Annotated in this window: 15 protein-coding genes; 10 read left to right on the forward strand and 5 right to left on the reverse strand. The window is 61.0% G+C overall.

The window, feature by feature from the left end:
- Positions 1-79: 79 nt before the first annotated feature.
- From choW to ade, 7 genes are all read left to right on the forward strand, one after another.
- A complete protein-coding gene (gene choW / locus AC1DE4_RS15670) occupies positions 80-925 on the forward strand; it encodes a choline ABC transporter permease subunit (RefSeq protein ID WP_018857568.1) in 846 nt (281 codons plus the stop codon).
- Positions 922-1,974 carry a choline ABC transporter ATP-binding protein gene (choV, locus tag AC1DE4_RS15675; RefSeq protein ID WP_018857567.1) on the forward strand — a complete coding sequence of 351 codons (1,053 nt, stop codon included), beginning with the start codon at positions 922-924 and terminating at the stop codon, positions 1,972-1,974. Before choW ends, choV begins: the two co-directional genes overlap by 4 nt.
- Before the next feature lie 32 nt (positions 1,975-2,006).
- The gene (locus AC1DE4_RS15680) at positions 2,007-2,762 is read left to right on the forward strand and encodes a HugZ family pyridoxamine 5'-phosphate oxidase (protein ID WP_477881998.1); all 756 of its coding nucleotides are present in this window, start codon (positions 2,007-2,009) and stop codon (positions 2,760-2,762) included.
- 96 nt (positions 2,763-2,858) lie between these two features.
- Positions 2,859-3,176 carry an ArsR/SmtB family transcription factor gene (locus AC1DE4_RS15685; RefSeq protein ID WP_025660424.1) on the forward strand — a complete coding sequence of 106 codons (318 nt, stop codon included), beginning with the start codon at positions 2,859-2,861 and terminating at the stop codon, positions 3,174-3,176.
- Positions 3,177-3,441: 265 nt separating this feature from the next.
- Positions 3,442-4,770 carry an omega-aminotransferase AptA gene (gene aptA, locus AC1DE4_RS15690; protein WP_025660425.1) on the forward strand — a complete coding sequence of 443 codons (1,329 nt, stop codon included), beginning with the start codon at positions 3,442-3,444 and terminating at the stop codon, positions 4,768-4,770.
- Positions 4,771-5,027: 257 nt separating this feature from the next.
- Positions 5,028-6,131, forward strand: coding sequence for a branched-chain amino acid ABC transporter substrate-binding protein (locus AC1DE4_RS15695; protein ID WP_018857563.1), 1,104 nt, complete (start codon positions 5,028-5,030; stop codon positions 6,129-6,131).
- A 137-nt stretch (positions 6,132-6,268) separates the two neighbouring features.
- Complete coding sequence (gene ade / locus AC1DE4_RS15700) at positions 6,269-7,966, forward strand: adenine deaminase (RefSeq protein WP_025660426.1); 1,698 nt, start codon at positions 6,269-6,271, stop codon at positions 7,964-7,966.
- 4 nt (positions 7,967-7,970) lie between these two features.
- On the opposite strand, the gene bglA is transcribed toward ade, so the two are convergent.
- Both bglA and AC1DE4_RS15710 read right to left on the reverse strand, forming a co-directional pair.
- A complete protein-coding gene (bglA, locus tag AC1DE4_RS15705; RefSeq protein WP_025660427.1) occupies positions 7,971-9,620 on the reverse strand; it encodes a beta-galactosidase BglA in 1,650 nt (549 codons plus the stop codon).
- 66 nt (positions 9,621-9,686) lie between these two features.
- Positions 9,687-9,920 carry a hypothetical protein gene (locus tag AC1DE4_RS15710; RefSeq protein ID WP_025660428.1) on the reverse strand — a complete coding sequence of 78 codons (234 nt, stop codon included), beginning with the start codon at positions 9,918-9,920 and terminating at the stop codon, positions 9,687-9,689.
- Between the two features lie 151 nt (positions 9,921-10,071).
- On the opposite strand from AC1DE4_RS15710, the gene AC1DE4_RS15715 reads away from it, so the two are divergent.
- Positions 10,072-10,992, forward strand: coding sequence for a sugar kinase (locus AC1DE4_RS15715; protein ID WP_025660429.1), 921 nt, complete (start codon positions 10,072-10,074; stop codon positions 10,990-10,992).
- Positions 10,993-11,148: 156 nt separating this feature from the next.
- Positions 11,149-12,315 (forward strand): glycosyltransferase family 4 protein, encoded by a 1,167-nt coding sequence (locus AC1DE4_RS15720; protein ID WP_156932714.1) that lies wholly within the window; start codon positions 11,149-11,151, stop codon positions 12,313-12,315.
- A 5-nt stretch (positions 12,316-12,320) separates the two neighbouring features.
- On the opposite strand, the gene AC1DE4_RS15725 is transcribed toward AC1DE4_RS15720, so the two are convergent.
- A complete protein-coding gene (locus AC1DE4_RS15725) occupies positions 12,321-13,334 on the reverse strand; it encodes an alpha/beta hydrolase (protein ID WP_025660431.1) in 1,014 nt (337 codons plus the stop codon).
- 159 nt (positions 13,335-13,493) lie between these two features.
- On the opposite strand from AC1DE4_RS15725, the gene AC1DE4_RS15730 reads away from it, so the two are divergent.
- On the forward strand, positions 13,494-13,931 hold the full coding sequence (locus AC1DE4_RS15730; protein WP_062370317.1) for a MarR family winged helix-turn-helix transcriptional regulator: 438 nt from the start codon (positions 13,494-13,496) through the stop codon (positions 13,929-13,931).
- Between the two features lie 14 nt (positions 13,932-13,945).
- Here AC1DE4_RS15730 and der read toward each other — a convergent pair whose 3' ends face one another.
- Positions 13,946-15,370 carry a ribosome biogenesis GTPase Der gene (der, locus tag AC1DE4_RS15735; RefSeq protein WP_018857555.1) on the reverse strand — a complete coding sequence of 475 codons (1,425 nt, stop codon included), beginning with the start codon at positions 15,368-15,370 and terminating at the stop codon, positions 13,946-13,948.
- A gap of 15 nt (positions 15,371-15,385) precedes the next feature.
- Positions 15,386-16,069 carry a tetratricopeptide repeat protein gene (locus AC1DE4_RS15740; protein WP_018857554.1) on the reverse strand — a complete coding sequence of 228 codons (684 nt, stop codon included), beginning with the start codon at positions 16,067-16,069 and terminating at the stop codon, positions 15,386-15,388.
- Between the last annotated feature and the right edge of the window lie 97 nt (positions 16,070-16,166).

Consider the following 16,166-nt stretch of genomic DNA (forward strand, 5'->3'; position numbering starts at 1 on the left):
ACGACGAGCGGGGCGGCTCGCGCCGCCCCATCTCGCTATCGTCGCGAAATGTTGTTGTTCCCAATGGATAGGCGCTCCCTTGACCTGGCTCACCGACACTAAAATTCCCATCGGCTCCTGGGCGAAAGCCTTCGTGGACTGGCTGACCTCCAACGCCGATTGGTTTTTCAATCAGCTCGCCTTCATTCTGTCCCACGTCATCGACGGGCTGCTTTTCATTCTGCAGAAACCTCACCCACTAATCGTCATCCTCGGGATCGGGGCGATTGCCTACTGGCTCCGTCGCTCGATCGTCGTGGCGGTCTTCACCTGTCTTGGCCTCCTCTTCATCGTGAACCAGGGGTACTGGAAGGAGACGACGGAGACGCTGGCGCTGGTACTCGCCTCAACCTTTGTCAGCATGATCGTCGGCATTCCTCTTGGCATCGCCGCCGCGCGCCGCGCCTGGGTCTATTCCGCCCTGCGCCCGATCCTCGACTTGATGCAGACCATTCCGACATTCGTCTATCTCATTCCTGCACTTATCCTTTTCGGACTCGGCATGGTGCCCGGCTTGATCGCAACCGTGATCTTCGCAATCCCCGCCCCCATCCGCCTCACGCGCCTCGGTATCATCTCGACCCCTTCCTCCCTGGTGGAAGCGGCAGAATCTTTCGGCGCTACGCCGATGCAGGTGCTGCGCAAGGTCGAGCTGCCCTTTGCCATGCCACAGATCATGGCAGGCCTGACGCAGACGATCATGCTATCGTTGTCGATGGTGGTCATCGCCGCGCTTGTCGGCGCCGACGGCCTCGGCGTGCCGGTGGTTCGTGCACTCAATACGGTCAACGTCGCCAAGGGCTTCGAAGCGGGTCTCTGCATCGTCATCCTGGCCATCATTCTCGACCGAATGTTCCGCACTGCGGGTGAAGGAGAAGGCGTATGACTGCGGTCCGTTTCGACAACGTCAGCATCGTCTTCGGCGACAAGCCGGAAAACGCCCTGGTTTTGGCCGATCAGGGTAAGAACCGCGACGAGATCGGTGCTGCGACTGGTCTTGTTCTCGGCGTGGCGGATGCCTCGCTCTCCGTGCAGGAAGGCGAGATCCTCGTCCTCATGGGACTTTCTGGGTCCGGCAAGTCCACCCTTCTGCGGGCCGTAAACGGGCTGGCGCCCGTCGTGCGCGGCGAGGTTTCGGTCGCAACGCCAAACGGCCCCTGCAATCCCTACAAGACCACCGCCAAGGGCCTGCGCGACCTGCGCATGCACACCGTTTCCATGGTGTTTCAGCAGTTTGCCTTGCTGCCGTGGCGAACGGTCGCGGAAAATGTCGGCTTCGGCCTTGAGCTTGCGGGCATGCCCGAGGCCGAGCGCAAGAAGCGCGTGGGCGAACAGCTCGAACTGGTCAACCTGACCAAATGGGCGGACCGCAAGGTCAATGAATTGTCCGGCGGCATGCAGCAACGCGTTGGCCTCGCTCGTGCCTTCGCGACCGGCGCGCCGATCCTGCTGATGGACGAGCCGTTCTCGGCGCTCGATCCGCTTATCCGCACGCGCCTGCAGGACGAGCTTCTCGAGTTCCAGCGGCGGCTGAAGAAGACGATCCTCTTCGTCAGCCACGACCTGGATGAGGCCTTCCGCATCGGCAACCGCATCGCCATCATGGAGGGCGGGCGCATCATCCAATGCGGCACGCCGCAGGAGATCGTCAAAAACCCCGCCGACCAGTACGTCGCCGATTTCGTCCAGCACATGAATCCGATCAGCATGCTGACGGCCCAGGACGTAATGCAGCCAGGCCTCGGCCACGCCGCCGCTGGCGCAAGCGTCAGCGGCACTGCGCGCGCCGAGACGCCATTGATCGACATTCTCGATGCACTGTCGCGCCAGCCCGGCAGTATCGGGGTGGTGGAAAACGGCGCGATCATCGGTACCATTTCGGCCCAGGATATCGTTGAGGGTCTGACGCAGCATCGCCGCAAAGAAGAAGCTTGATCCGACCGTCCGCTTCGGTCAGAAAAGTGGACATGAAAGATCAAGCTTCCGTTCTCAGGGAAACGGACGGAGAAGCCCGCAAGCTCGCGCGCACGCTTCTCCGTTCCGCCCGTTATGCTGCAATCGCGGTCCTCGATCCCGAGACCGGCTTCCCATTTGCCAGCCGGGTACTTCTCGGCACCGACATCGATGGCGTTCCCGTCATTCTCGTGTCGGGCCTGTCGACGCATACCCGCGCGCTTGACGTCGATCGCCGTGCGTCGCTTCTGACGGGCGAGCCCGGCAAGGGCGATCCGCTGGCCTATCCGCGCTTGACGACCCAATGCCTTGCCGAACCGGTCGAGCGCGACCGCGTCATCCATGCCCGGATTCGCAGCCGCTTCCTCAACCGCCATGCCAAGGCAAAGCTCTATATCGATTTCCCGGATTTCCGCTTCTTCCGGCTGGTGCCGCAATCCGCGAGCCTGAATGGTGGGTTTGGTCGCGCCTTTCTTCTTGATGGAGACGACCTGACGATTCGATCCCCCGGCAACGAGAACGTGGCGGCGCAGGCCGATGCGATAGTGCAAGAATTACTAGGTACAAGCCCCGATCTCGCCGCCATGACCGCAGCGAGTTTGAAGGCCGGCAACGGCGGCGATTGGCGCATTTGTGGAGTGGACTGCGCCGGTTTCGATCTGATTTCGGGTGATTTGCTTCTGCGTTGCGAATTCGCTGCCGTCGCAGAGGACATCGAGGACGTTTATTTCCATATATCTAACATAAAATCCGCAATACCTGAAATTTAGCTATATACAATCTTGACGCCGTATTGATAGTTTTCGCCGTCCGGCATTGAGCGGGAACATGCGTTTTTGAAATTAGTTTCACATCGGGAAGAAGATATGGACACAATCGATTTAACCGCCAATGCGAATATTGCCGCTGCGCTCTTGTCCGCAATGGCAAACCCGAAAAGGCTTCTCATTCTCTGCAACCTCGTGAAGGGCGAAATCCCGGTCGGTGCGCTGGCGCAGGAGGTTGGCTTGAGCCAGTCCGCGCTGTCGCAGCACTTGTCAAAGCTGCGCGCCCAAAAACTGGTGAAGACGCGCCGCGACGCCCAGACGATCTACTACTCCAGCAACTCCGAGCCGGTCCTCAGGATCCTCGAAGCCCTCACCGACATCTACTCTGTTCAAAGCCAGGCAAAGTCCGCGGCGTAAGGACAAGCTGACATAATGTCAGCCGATAAGCCCCACTGCCGTGAAATGCATCCGGAATAGTGTGGCAACCTCATTTCAGCACGTTTACATACTTTTAGACCGGCAGCGATGCCGGTCTATTTTTTGCGCGTATCTCCGATGCAGCGGCCTGACGGCAATGTCAGCGGCTTGACGCCCGAAGAACCGCTGATAATTTGACCAGGCAGTAAAAAAACCGCATCAGCCAATACCGGGAACGGCCTCCGAAACGGCCATGGAGAACAGCATGTCCAATCGCCTCAATACCACGCCAAACGACCTTCGGGCCTTTTGGATGCCCTTCACTGCGAACCGCCAGTTCAAGAAGGAGCCGCGTCTTTTCGTCAGCGCCAAGGACATGTACTATCAGACCCATGACGGCCGTCAGGTGCTCGACGGCACCGCCGGCCTCTGGTGCGTGAATGCTGGCCACTGCCGGCCGAAGATCACCGAAGCGATCCGCGAACAGGCTGGTGAGCTCGACTACGCGCCGGCCTTCCAGCTCGGCCACCCCAAGGCGTTCGAACTCGCGAACCGCCTCGTCGACATCGCGCCCGAAGGCATGGACCACGTTCTCTACACCAATTCGGGGTCTGAATCGGTCGAGACGGCGCTGAAGGTCGCCCTCGCCTACCATCGTGTGAAGGGGAACGGCTCGCGCTTCCGTCTGATCGGCCGCGAACGCGGCTATCATGGGGTCAACTTCGGTGGCATCTCCGTCGGCGGCATCGTTTCCAACCGCAAGATGTTCGGCACGCTGCTGACGGGCGTCGACCACATGCCCCACACGCATCAGCCGGGCAAGAACGCCTTCACCCGCGGCCAGCCCGAGCATGGCGGCGACTTGGCGACCGAGCTCGAGCGCATCGTCACGCTACACGACGCTTCGACGATTGCCGCCGTCATCGTCGAGCCGATTGCCGGTTCGACCGGCGTGCTGATCCCGCCGAAGGGCTACCTGCAGAAGCTCCGCGAAATTTGCACCAAGCACGGCATCCTGTTGATCTTTGACGAAGTCATCACCGGCTTTGGCCGCCTCGGCGCGCCGTTCGCTGCCCAGTACTACGACGTCAAGCCGGACATGATCACCACCGCAAAGGGCCTGACCAACGGTGTGATTCCTATGGGCGCGGTCTTCGTGACCGCAGAGATCCATGACGCGTTCATGAGCGGCCCCGAGCACATGATCGAGTTCATGCACGGTTACACCTACTCCGGCAACCCGATCGCCTGCGCCGCAGCACTCGGCACGCTCGACACATACAAGGAAGAAGGCCTCCTGACCCGCGCCGCCGAGCTCTCGGATTACTGGGCCGACGGGCTGCACTCCCTGAAGGACTGCCCGAATGTCATCGACATCAGAAACACCGGTCTGATCGGCGCGATCGAGCTCGATCCGATCGCCGGCGAGCCGACCAAGCGCGCCTTTACCGCCTTCCTGAGGGCCTATGAGAAGGGCCTGTTGATCCGCACTACCGGCGACATCATCGCGCTCTCGCCGCCGCTCATCATCGAAAAGCACCACATCGACGAGCTCTTCGGAAAACTGCGCGAAATTTTGCAAAATAACATCTAAACGACGCGTTTTCGGGGCCTGCTTTTGTCAAATCAGGCAAAAACGGGCCCTATTTCTTTATCTTCTTGCGAAATCGACGGTAAATTCCTAAGAAACTTGCAAAGCGTCCGTCGAAGCCAAATATGGAGGGCGGGTGTTTCGGCGCGCGGCTGCTCATCGTCTCTTGGCGCATCCCCCTGCAAGGGCTGTTGACGATCTGGGCTCGCCGCCGCGGCACTTAAATCGCGGGTTTTGATACCCACCCAAGGAGAAAGAAAATGAGTCTGAAGACTTTGTCGGCGGCCCTCGTCGCCTCGCTTGCCTTTGCGCCGCTCGCCCATGCTGACGTCACCATCGGCCTCATCGCGCCGCTGACTGGCCCCGTTGCCGCCTATGGCGATCAGGTGAAGAATGGCGCGCAGGCTGCTGTTGACGAGATCAACAAAAAGGGCGGCATCCTCGGCGAGAAAGTCATCCTCAAATATGCCGACGATGCCGGCGAACCCAAGCAGGGCGTTTCCGCTGCAAACCAGCTCGTCGGCGACGGTATCCGCTTCGTCGTCGGCCCGGTCACCTCGGGCGTCGCGATCCCGGCTTCCGACGTTCTTGCTGAGAACGGCGTGCTGATGGTCACCCCGACGGCAACCGCACCAGACCTCACCAAGCGTGGCCTCGCCAACGTCCTGCGCACCTGCGGTCGCGACGACCAGCAGGCCGAAGTCGCCGCCAACTACGTCCTGAAGAACTTCAAGGACAAGCGCGTTGCGATCATCAACGACAAGGGCGCCTACGGTAAGGGCCTGGCCGATTCATTCAAGGCCACACTGAATGCTGGCGGCATCAAGGAAGTGCTCGACGACTCCCTGACCCCTGGCGACAAGGATTTCAGCGCGCTGACCACCCGTCTGAAGGCCGAGAACGTCGATGTCGTCTATTTCGGCGGCTATCACCCGGAAGGCGGCCTGCTGGCCCGCCAGCTGCATGACCTGTCCGTCAAGGCCGTCATCATCGGCGGCGACGGCCTCTCGAACAGCGAGTTCTGGAACATCGGTACCGACGCAGCCGGCGGCACGATCTTCACCAATGCCATGGATGCGACCAAGAGCCCGGATTCGCAGGCAGCTGCCGATGCGCTGAAGGCCAAGGGCATCCCGGCCGAAGCCTTCACGCTCAACGCCTACGCCGCAGTCGAAGTCCTGAAGGCAGGTATCGAGAAGGCTGGCAGCGCTGAGGATTCCGAAGCAGTCGCCAAGGCGCTGAAGGGCGGCGAAGCGATCCCGACGGCAATCGGCAAGCTGACCTACGGCGAAACCGGCGACCTGACTTCGCAGAGTTTCGCGCTCTACAAGTGGGAAGCTGGCAAGATCGTTCCGGCCGAATAAGCCTTCGATCTCCCGATTTCGATCGCCGGGCGTCCCTCTGGGGCGCCCGGTTTTCGTTTGTGGACCGGCCGACAAAGCCGATCTCGCTTTGTCAGACACATGGGCTATAACTGGTGAAACGCCAGCACGAGGATGCCATGACCGCCAAGCTCGAACGCCTTATCGACCAAGGGACGGGCCGCCTGCCCGCCGACATCGTTCTGAAAGGCGGACGCTTCTTCGACCTCGTGACCGGAGAACTGGTGGCATCCGATGTCGCGATCGCACAGGATCGTATCGTCGGCACGTGCGGCAGCTACGACGGCGAAACCGAGATCGATATCTCGGGCAAGATCGTGGTGCCGGGCTTCATCGATACGCATCTCCACATCGAGTCTTCGCTGGTGACGCCGCACGAATTCGACCGCTGCGTCCTGCCCTATGGCGTAACGACAGTCATCTGCGACCCGCACGAGATTGCAAATGTTCTCGGCACCGAAGGCATTCAGTATTTCCTCGATTCGTCCCTCGAAACGATCATGGACATCCGTGTCCAACTCTCCTCCTGCGTGCCCGCCACGCATCTGGAAACATCGGGCGCAGATCTGCCGATCGAACGTCTCCTTCCATTTCGCCATCATCCGAAGGTCATCGGCCTCGCCGAGTTCATGAACTTCCCCGGTGTGATCCACAAGGATCCCATCTGCATGGCCAAGCTCGATGCCTTCCAGGGGCAGCATATCGACGGCCACGCCCCCCTGCTCTCGGGCAATGACCTGAATGGCTACCTCTCCGCCGGCATCCGCACCGAGCATGAATGCACCAGTGCTGCCGAAGCGCTAGAAAAGATGCGCAAGGGCATGCATATCCTCGTGCGCGAGGGTTCCGTGTCGAAGGATCTGGCGGCCCTGATGCCCATCATCACCGAGCGCCTGTCGCCGTACCTCGCCCTTTGCACTGATGACCGCAATCCCCTCGACATCGCCGAGCAAGGCCATCTCGACTACATGATCCGGACCGCGATCAAGAACGGCGTTGAGCCGCTGGCCATTTATCGCGCCGCGTCGATCTCGGCTGCCCGTGCCTTCGGCCTGAGGGACCGCGGTCTCGTAGCCCCCGGCTGGCGTGCAGACCTCGTGGTCATCGACAGCCTTGAAAACTGCCGCGCAGATCTCGTCTTTGCCGGTGGGCGCCAAGTGACCCCAGAGCTTTTCGCCACGCGCAAGCCCGTCGAACCGGTCGGCCTTGATAGCGTCAAGGCCCGGCCCGTCAACGCCGCGCACTTCGGCGTTCCCGTCGCCGACGGCGAAACCCCTGTGATCGGCGTCACGCCCGGCAAGATCATCACCGAACATCGCCGCTACCGGCTACCGGTGAAGGGCAACCAGACTGACGTCGATCTCGGCAATGACATCATCAAGGTCGCCGTCATCGAGCGGCACGGCAAGAACGGCAACCATGCCAATGGTTTCGTCCAGGGCTTCGGCCTGAAGAAAGGTGCGATCGCCTCGACCGTCGGGCATGACAGTCACAACATCTGCGTCGTCGGCGTCAGCGAGGATGACATGGCCCTCGCCGCCAATCGCCTCGGCGAAATCAACGGCGGCTTCGTTGTCGTCGAGGATGGCAAGGTCACCGGCGAGATCGCCCTGCCCATTGCCGGCCTGATGAGCCTCGAGACCTACGAGACGGTGCGCGACACGCTCCACCATCTACGCAAGGCCGCCTACGCGCTCGGCACGACGCTTGAGGAACCCTTCCTGCAGGTGGCCTTCCTGCCGCTCCCGGTCATTCCGCACCTGAAGATCTCGGATCGCGGAATGGTGGACGTCGACAAGTTCGCCCTCATCGGGTGAGCGTCTAGCCAGCCACCCGTGCGCAGAATGCATCGAGTGCGGCCAGCTTGATTGGACCGGTTCCGGCTGCCGCCGCGAAGCCCGGCATCGCCAGCCGTTCTCCGATCACCATTCCGGCCGGCGGGATGAACTGCGCGGGCTTGCGCGTCAGGTTGAAGACGAAGAGCAGCTTCTCGCTTCCCTTGCTGCGCGTGAAGGCGAGAAGGTCCTGATTGGTACCGATGAATTCCATAGTGCCATTGAGCAAAGCCGGGTGGCTTTTCCGGAAATTGAGCGTCTGCCGGTAGTGGTGCAACACGGAATTCGGATCGCTCTCCTGCGTATCGACGGAAAGCGCCGCCTGCTCATAAGGCACCGGCAACCATGACTTCTCGGCGCTCGTAAAGCCGGCATGCGCCTTGGCAGCCTCCCAGGGCATCGGAGTGCGGCATCCGTCACGTCCCTTGAACGCCGGCCAGAAGCGGATGCCATAGGGATCACGCAGATCCTCGAAGGCGAGCTCGGCCTCGGGAAGCCCAAGTTCTTCTCCTTGGTAGAGGCAGATCGAGCCGCGCAGCGTCGCCAGCACAGACATGGCGAGCTTGGCGATCACGGGCCGCTCTGCTGCCGTCTTGGCAAAGCGGCTCAGATGACGGTTGACGTCGTGGTTCGAGAACGCCCAGCATACCCACCCATCGGCAACCGATTTCTGGAAGGCATCGACGCAGTTTCGAATATGCGTCGCGGTAAAGTCCGGTCCGAGCAGGTCGAAGGTGTAGCACATGTTCAGCTTGTCGCCGCCGCCCGTATAGGCGGCGACGGTCTTCAGCGAGCGGGCACCGTCGCCGACCTCGCCGACCGTCGCGCGCGCCTCGTAGCGATCAAGCAGCGCCCGGAACCGCCGGAGGAAGCCGACATTCTCCGGCTGCGTCTTGTCGTAGAGGTGGTTCTGCATGCCGTACGGGTTGGTATCCGGCGCATCGAGACCGGTATCGCTCTCATCGGGCGCATGCGGAGGGTTGTCGCGAAGCAGCCTGTCGCAGAAGTAATAATTGACAGTGTCGAGGCGGAAGCCGTCGACGCCGCGGTCGAGCCAGAACTTCACGGTGGCAAGCACGGCATCCTGAACCTCCGGACTGTGGAAGTTGAGATCCGGCTGCGAGGTCAGGAAGTTATGCTGGTAATACTGCCGGCGCACGCCGTCCCATTCCCATCCTGGTCCACCGAAGATCGAGAGCCAGTTGTTGGGGGCCGTCCCATCCCGTTTCGGGTCCGCCCACACATACCAGTCCGCCTTGGGATTGGTCCGGCTCGAGCGGCTTTCGACAAACCAGGGATGAACATCGGAGGTATGGGAAATGACCTGATCGATGATGATCTTGAGGCCGAGCCCATGGGCGGCCGCCATCATTTCATCGAAATCATCAAGCGTGCCAAAGATCGGGTCGACATCGCAATAATCCGAAACATCGTAACCCATGTCGGCCATGGGTGACTTGAAGAACGGCGACAGCCAGATCGCATCTACGCCAAGGTTGGCGATATAGGGCAATCTCCGGGTAATGCCCTTCAGGTCTCCGAGACCATCTCCGTTGGTATCCTGAAAGGATCGCGGATAGACCTGATAAATGACAGCACCCCGCCACCAGTCCGCCGTCTTGCCTGCAACCGACATCAGCCAATCATCTCCCGCATCACGCAATCATGCCAAGACTAAAGCGGGCGCGCCAAAAAACAACCTTCAGCCGGGATCCGTCGCACATCCAAGTTTCTGCATTCGGCGCTTTATCTTGTCGCGGCGCTTGATGTCCTTGCTCGGTAGCTTGCCGCCCACGGAGTTGCGCTCCTGAATGGCGAGTGTCTGGCAATCCATCTTTCGGCCCTTGCCTCCGCCGCGTGCGAAAGCGGGAATAGCTGAGAGGGATAGTCCCGCGACAAGTGAAATGGCGATCAGAGAAACTGGGATCTTCTGCATGAACATATCCCCATAGCTACGCGGGTCATTATGCGCCCCGTCCACACGGTCAACAAATCCGGCCTAATGCCGCAGACACATGCCGCTCGCGGCTTGTCAGGAAGGTGCTCTGCGCGTATCAGCGAAACGGGAAAATTCAGGGAGGCTTTCTGTGAGCGGGCGTTTTTTATCGATCGGTGAATGCATGGTGGAGCTTTCGCAGGCAGGCGCCGGATTGCTACGCAAGGGCTTTGCCGGCGATACGCTGAACACCGCCTGGTATGCCCGCGCCTGCCTGCCGGCAGATTGGTCGGTGGAGTATTTTACCGCGCTCGGCGACGAAGCCATGTCCGATGAGATGATCGCCTTCTACAAGCAGGCTGGCATCGGCACGGAATTTATCAGGCGCATCAAGGGTAAGGCGCCCGGTCTCTACATGATCAGCCTCAAGGACGGCGAGCGCTCCTTCAGCTACTGGCGCGACAACTCGGCCGCCCGCCAGCTGGCAGCCGATGCGGAGCTCCTGCGCGAGGCGATCGAGGCATGCGACGTCATCTATTTCTCCGGCATCACACTTGCGATCCTGTCTCGCAATGACGCCGATACGTTGCTCGCCGAAGTCCGTCGCGCCAAGGCCGCCGGCAAGATCGTGGCCTTCGACCCCAATATCCGCCCGCGGCTTTGGTCCGGCTATGACGTGATGCATGCGACGATCAGCGAAGGTGCGCGCGCCTCGTCCCTGGTGCTGCCGAGTTTTGACGACGAAGCAACGCACTTCGGCGACGTCTCGATCGCTGCGACGATCCAGCGGTATCGCACGCTTGGCGCGACCGATGTGGTCGTTAAGAACGGCGCAGAGGGAGCGACCTTGAGCTTCGACGGCGTGGAGAGCTTCGTCCCAGCCGAAAAGGTCGAACAGGTCGTCGACACGACCAGCGCCGGCGACAGTTTCAACGGCGCATTTCTCGCCCACTATCTCGAAACGAAGGACGCCCCTGCTGCAGCGGCGTTTGCCGCGAAGGTCGCCGCACGCGTGGTTAGCGAACACGGCGCCCTCATCGCATGGGAAAAGCTCGGCATCGACAAGACCTGAGCAACATCGAACGATCGGCGCAGTGCGACTGTAATATTTCCATCATCGACGACCGCCAGAATGTGAGGCGCGGGAATCGAGTCTCCGGGTCAGCCGGGAATTGGGCCGGCGCCCCCGCGGGCGCGGCATGGATGGGATTGGGGCGTGCTGCAACATATGTCGGATGTTGGAGGCAACGAAGGCCGGTATGCATCTCGGCCGGGCATGGCGGAACGGCTGGTGATTGTCAGCGATGCCTGGCATCCGCAGGTCAACGGCGTCGTCCGTTCGATCGAGAACACCAATCGCGAACTGGCGAAGATGGGCATTGACGTGGCGATGGTGACGCCGCAGGGCTTTCACAGCGTGCCCTGCCCCACGTATCCCGAAATTCGTCTCTCGATAGCGAGCTACCGCCGCGTCGCGCGCGAGATCAAGAAACACATGCCCTCCTACGTTCATATCGCGACGGAGGGCCCGTTGGGACTGACGGCGCGGCGCTGGTGCCTGAAGAATCGCATGCCTTTCTCCACCAGCTACCACACCCGCTTTCCGGAATACGTTTCGGCTCGCCTGCCCATACCGAAGAGCTGGCTTTACGCCTTCGTTCGCTGGTTTCACAACTCGGGCGCCGGTTGCATGGTCGCGACCCCAAGCCTTGCGCGCGAACTCTCCGAAAAGGGCATTCGAAACCTCATGCCGTGGAGCCGCGGCATTGATGCCGATCATTTCCGCCCCATGCCCCCGGAAGATGCGCCGTTCAGCCTTACCCGCCCGATCTTCATGACAGTCGGCCGCGTTGCCCTGGAAAAGAACCTGCCGGCCTTCCTCGATCTCGACCTGCCCGGATCGAAGGTCGTCGTCGGTGACGGGCCGGCCCGCACGGAACTCGAGAAACGCTATCCCGATGTGCATTTCACCGGCCTAAAAGTCGGCGAGGAGCTGGCAAAGGCCTATGCCCAGGCCGATGTCTTCGTCTTCCCGTCGCTGACGGATACGTTCGGCAATACGATCCTCGAGGCCCTCGCGTCAGGCGTTCCCGTGGCCGCCTACCCTGTCACCGGCCCGTTCGACATCATCGGAGACGACAACGAAGTCGGAGCACTCGACGACGACCTGAAAACGGCCTGCCTGACGGCATTGTCTGCTTCCCGCGAGAAAGCACGCGAACTCGCGCTTCAATATTCCTGGGAAGCGGCAACCACGCAGTTCATCAACAACATCCGCGCTGCCAACGGTGTCATTACGCCGAAATGGAAAAAGGCCTGGCAATTTGCCGCCAAGTCGCTGCCAAGAACGAAAAAGCCCGGCGAAGCCGCCGGGCCTGTCTCTTCGGGAACCTGAAGGCGTTACTTGCTGAGCGCCTCGCGCAGCGTCTGGCTGGCGACCGAGACCGCGCTGCGCACTGCCGGTGTCTCGGCAATGGCGTTCAGAAGCACGAAGTCATGGATCGTACCGTTGTAGCGGATGGAGGTTACCTTGACGCCGGCTTGCGTCAGCTTGCGGCCATAGGCCTCGCCTTCGTCGCGCAGCACGTCGTTCTCATCGGTAATAATCAATGCCGGCGGCAAGCCCTTCAGTTGGTCGAGCGATGCCTGGAGCGGCGAAGCGGTCGGCTCCTTGCGCTTGGCTTCGTCAGGCAGATAGGCGTTCCAAAACCACTTCATGGCCTCCTTGGTCAGCCAGGGACCATTGGCGAACTGGTTGTAGGAGCCGGTCTCGAAGTTGGCGTCGGTCACGGGATAGAACATGACCTGCTGATCGATTGCGGGACCGCCCCGCTCCTTGGCTAGAAGGGTCACTGCTGCCGTCATGTTGCCACCGACGCTATCGCCGGCCACTGCCAGGCGGCTCGCATCGACGTTGAATTCCTTCTGATGCTCAGCGACGTATTTCGTAGCGGCATAGGCCTGCTCGATCGCGATCGGATAGCGTGCCTCAGGCGAGCGCTCATAATCAACGAAGACGACGGCGGCCTTGGCGCCGTTGGCGATCTCGCGAACGAGGCGGTCATGCGTCTCGGCATCGCCGAGAACCCAGCCGCCACCGTGGAAATACATCACGACGGGCAACTTGCCCTTCGCGCCTTCCGGACGGACGACGCGCAGCTTGATGCTGCCGGTCGGACCAGCCTTGATCGTGAGGTTCTCTTCCTTGGCGGCGAGTTTCTTGACAGCGCCCTTCTGCGCTCCGGCAAGTACGTCGCGGGCGTCGGACGGAGACAGCGTGTAGATCGGCTTGGCGCCGGCCAGCGCGTCGATGAACTTCTGCGTCGTCGGTTCCAATACCGGATCGGCAGCGGCGCCGAATGTGGTGGCTGCCAGGATCGTGGCTGCGGAGAGTGCGGTCTTGATGGTCGACATTGTCCAGTCCTCTTGGTTGCGGTTCGTCGTGAACACGCAATTTGTTTATCGCACGATCGTTTATCGCACGATAAATATTCCGGCATAGCTCCTATGCAACAAACTTGATTGCGATTATTTATTGCGCGATATAATTAGATCAATTTCGGAGAACACGACATGAGCGACGATCTCAACCTCGACGATTTTATGTGCTTCGCCCTCTACACCGCGAACCACGCGATGAACCGCGTCTACAAGCCGATGCTTGACGCACTGGATCTCACATACCCGCAATATCTGGTAATGGTCACTCTCTGGAAGGAAGACAGACAGACTGTCGGCGGCATCGGCGAGAAGCTGCATCTCGAGTCGAGCACCCTTACCCCCCTCCTCAAACGCCTGGAAGCGACCGGCTACATCAAGCGGCAGCGCGGCAAGGAGGACGAGCGTGTCGTCATTATTGGCCTGACTGAGGAAGGCCGCGAACTCAGGAAGCGTGCGGCATCCATTCCCGGCTGCATTCTGGATGCATCGGGCCGGGAATTTGCAGAACTGAAGCGGCTGGCGGCAGATGTCATCACACTACGCGATACGCTGTCGCGTTATGAGACGTAAGATTGCTCGCTTGATCAGCTCCGTCTTTTCTTCGATTCGTACGGATTTTCGGGCGAGCGGTAGTGAATGCGGATCGGCACGCTCGGCATGTCGAAATCGTTGCGCAAGCCATTGATCAGATAACGCGTATAGGATTCCGGCAACGCGTCCGAGCGCGTGCAGGAGATCATGAAGGCCGGCGGGCGAGCCTTCACCTGCGTCATATACTTGAGCTTGATACGGCGACCGGAGACTGCCGGTGGCGGATGCTGAACCTGCTGCTGCTCCAGCCAACGGTTGAGGCGAGCGGTCGAGATGCGCTTGTTCCAGACCTTGTCCGTATCGATGATCGACTGCATCAGCTTGTCGAGCCCGCGACCCGTCTGGCCGGAGATCGGTACGGCGCGGATTCCTCGCGCCTGCGGCAGCAGCCGGTCGGTCTTTTCGCGCAGGTCCGCGAGAACCGCCTGCGGCTCCTCGATCATGTCCCACTTGTTGAAGGCGAGCACGGCAGCCCGGCCCTCGCGCAGCACGAGATCGACGATGTGCAGATCCTGTTTCTCGAAGGGGATCGTCGCGTCAAAGACGATGACGACAAGTTCGGCGAAGCGGATGGCGCGGAGCGTATCTGCAACCGAAAGCTTTTCCAGCTTCTCGATCACCTTGGCCTTGCGGCGCATGCCTGCCGTGTCGAACATCTTGATGGTGCGGCCGCGCCAGTCCCATTCAACCGAGATGGAGTCGCGTGTGATTCCGGCTTCCGGTCCGGTCAGCAACCGGTCCTCACCCAGGAAGCGGTTGATCAGGGTCGACTTGCCGGCATTCGGGCGGCCGACGATCGCCACACGCAGCGGCTTGGTGTCGTCGTATACGGGTTCTTCCTCTTCCTCGCCTTCCTCGCCGGACGACTGAGGGATATCGACGTCGGTGACGGCGACATCTTCCTTCGGCGGAAACGCCCGGTCTTCGCCAAGCGCTGCAACGATCGCATCCCTGAGATCGAGCATCCCCTGCCCGTGCTCCGCCGAGATCGGAGTCGGCTCGCCAAGGCCGAGCGAATAAGCGTCGTAAAACCCAGCGTCCGAGCCGCGAGCTTCCGACTTGTTGGCCACGAGCACGACCGGCTTGCCGCGACGACGCAGCATTTCCGCGAGCGCCGTGTCGACAGGCGTCAGGCCCGTCTTGGCATCGACGACGAACAGAGAAAGGTCGGCTTCATCGATCGCCGCTTCGGTCTGGGCGCGCATGCGGCCCTGCAGGCTCTCTTCATGGGCCTCTTCAAGACCGGCGGTATCAACGATGGTGAAACGCAGGTCGACGAGCCGCGCCTCGCCGGGGCGACGGTCGCGGGTGACACCCGGCGTGTCGTCGACAAGCGCCAGCTTCTTCCCAACCAGGCGGTTGAAAAGCGTCGACTTGCCAACATTCGGGCGACCGACGATGGCGACCGTGAAGCTCATTGATATTCCTTACTTTCAGCCCTGTGCGGCGGGCGCCTTGCCGGATGCGGTGATGTTATCAAGCATCATCTGGGCGCGATTGGCAACATTGCGCGGGCTCTGCGCGTCGTCAGCGATCGCCTGGAACCACTGGCGTGCCTGCGGCATGTTGCCAGCCTTGTAGGCAGCAAGGCCGAGTGCTTCGCGGGCGGAGTGACGGAAGGCGTTGCCGGGAACAGCCATTTCCTCAACCTGGGCCGAGACCTGTTCGTAGGTGCCACCTTCGATCAGCAGCCAGCCGGCGCGCATTCTGGCGGCATCGCGCACAGCTGCCGGCGCGGCGTTATCCTTGCCGATCACCTCAAAGGCCGCCACAGCACCCGCCGTATCGCCCTTCTGGGCGAGAACGCTTGCGGCACGCATCCGCGCGAGGATCGGATAGGCTCCGTGGCCTTCCTTTTCGAGCGTCTCAAGCGCTGCCAGCGCCTCGTCGTGCTTGTTCTCGTCGGCGAGTTTCATGGCAGCGATAAACTTGTCACCCGCGCCGGAGGACTGGTTGTCGTCCCAATATTCATAGACCTTGTAGCCGACGGTGCCGAGAACGATCAGGACGGCGAGCGCGATCAGGTAGCGGCCGAACCGGCGCCATGCGCCTTTCACCTGGTCGGAACGCAGTTCCTCATTAACTTCACGAATGAAGCTGTCGTCGTTGAATGCCATTCTCGTCTCCGGCCGCGGATATGCTTCGGCATGCGGGTTGCACGCACATTGTGGCGCCTTCTACCCCATTTTTCAGCAGTTGTAAGGGGGATTGGAA

It is taken from the genome of Rhizobium sp. 10N414, assembly GCF_056394785.1.

Excerpts from the sequence above, each read along its gene's own strand:
- choV (WP_018857567.1), top strand. The coding sequence starts at position 922 with ATGACTGCGGTCCGTTTCGACAACGTCAGCATCGTCTTCGGCGACAAG.
- AC1DE4_RS15680 (WP_477881998.1), top strand. The coding sequence starts at position 2,007 with ATGAAAGATCAAGCTTCCGTTCTCAGGGAAACGGACGGAGAAGCCCGC.
- AC1DE4_RS15685 (WP_025660424.1), top strand. The coding sequence starts at position 2,859 with ATGGACACAATCGATTTAACCGCCAATGCGAATATTGCCGCTGCGCTC.
- aptA (WP_025660425.1), top strand. The coding sequence starts at position 3,442 with ATGTCCAATCGCCTCAATACCACGCCAAACGACCTTCGGGCCTTTTGG.
- AC1DE4_RS15695 (WP_018857563.1), top strand. The coding sequence starts at position 5,028 with ATGAGTCTGAAGACTTTGTCGGCGGCCCTCGTCGCCTCGCTTGCCTTT.
- ade (WP_025660426.1), top strand. The coding sequence starts at position 6,269 with ATGACCGCCAAGCTCGAACGCCTTATCGACCAAGGGACGGGCCGCCTG.
- bglA (WP_025660427.1), bottom strand. The coding sequence starts at position 9,620 with ATGTCGGTTGCAGGCAAGACGGCGGACTGGTGGCGGGGTGCTGTCATT.
- AC1DE4_RS15710 (WP_025660428.1), bottom strand. The coding sequence starts at position 9,920 with ATGCAGAAGATCCCAGTTTCTCTGATCGCCATTTCACTTGTCGCGGGA.
- AC1DE4_RS15720 (WP_156932714.1), top strand. The coding sequence starts at position 11,149 with ATGTCGGATGTTGGAGGCAACGAAGGCCGGTATGCATCTCGGCCGGGC.
- AC1DE4_RS15725 (WP_025660431.1), bottom strand. The coding sequence starts at position 13,334 with ATGTCGACCATCAAGACCGCACTCTCCGCAGCCACGATCCTGGCAGCC.
- AC1DE4_RS15730 (WP_062370317.1), top strand. The coding sequence starts at position 13,494 with ATGAGCGACGATCTCAACCTCGACGATTTTATGTGCTTCGCCCTCTAC.
- der (WP_018857555.1), bottom strand. The coding sequence starts at position 15,370 with ATGAGCTTCACGGTCGCCATCGTCGGTCGCCCGAATGTTGGCAAGTCG.
- AC1DE4_RS15740 (WP_018857554.1), bottom strand. The coding sequence starts at position 16,069 with ATGGCATTCAACGACGACAGCTTCATTCGTGAAGTTAATGAGGAACTG.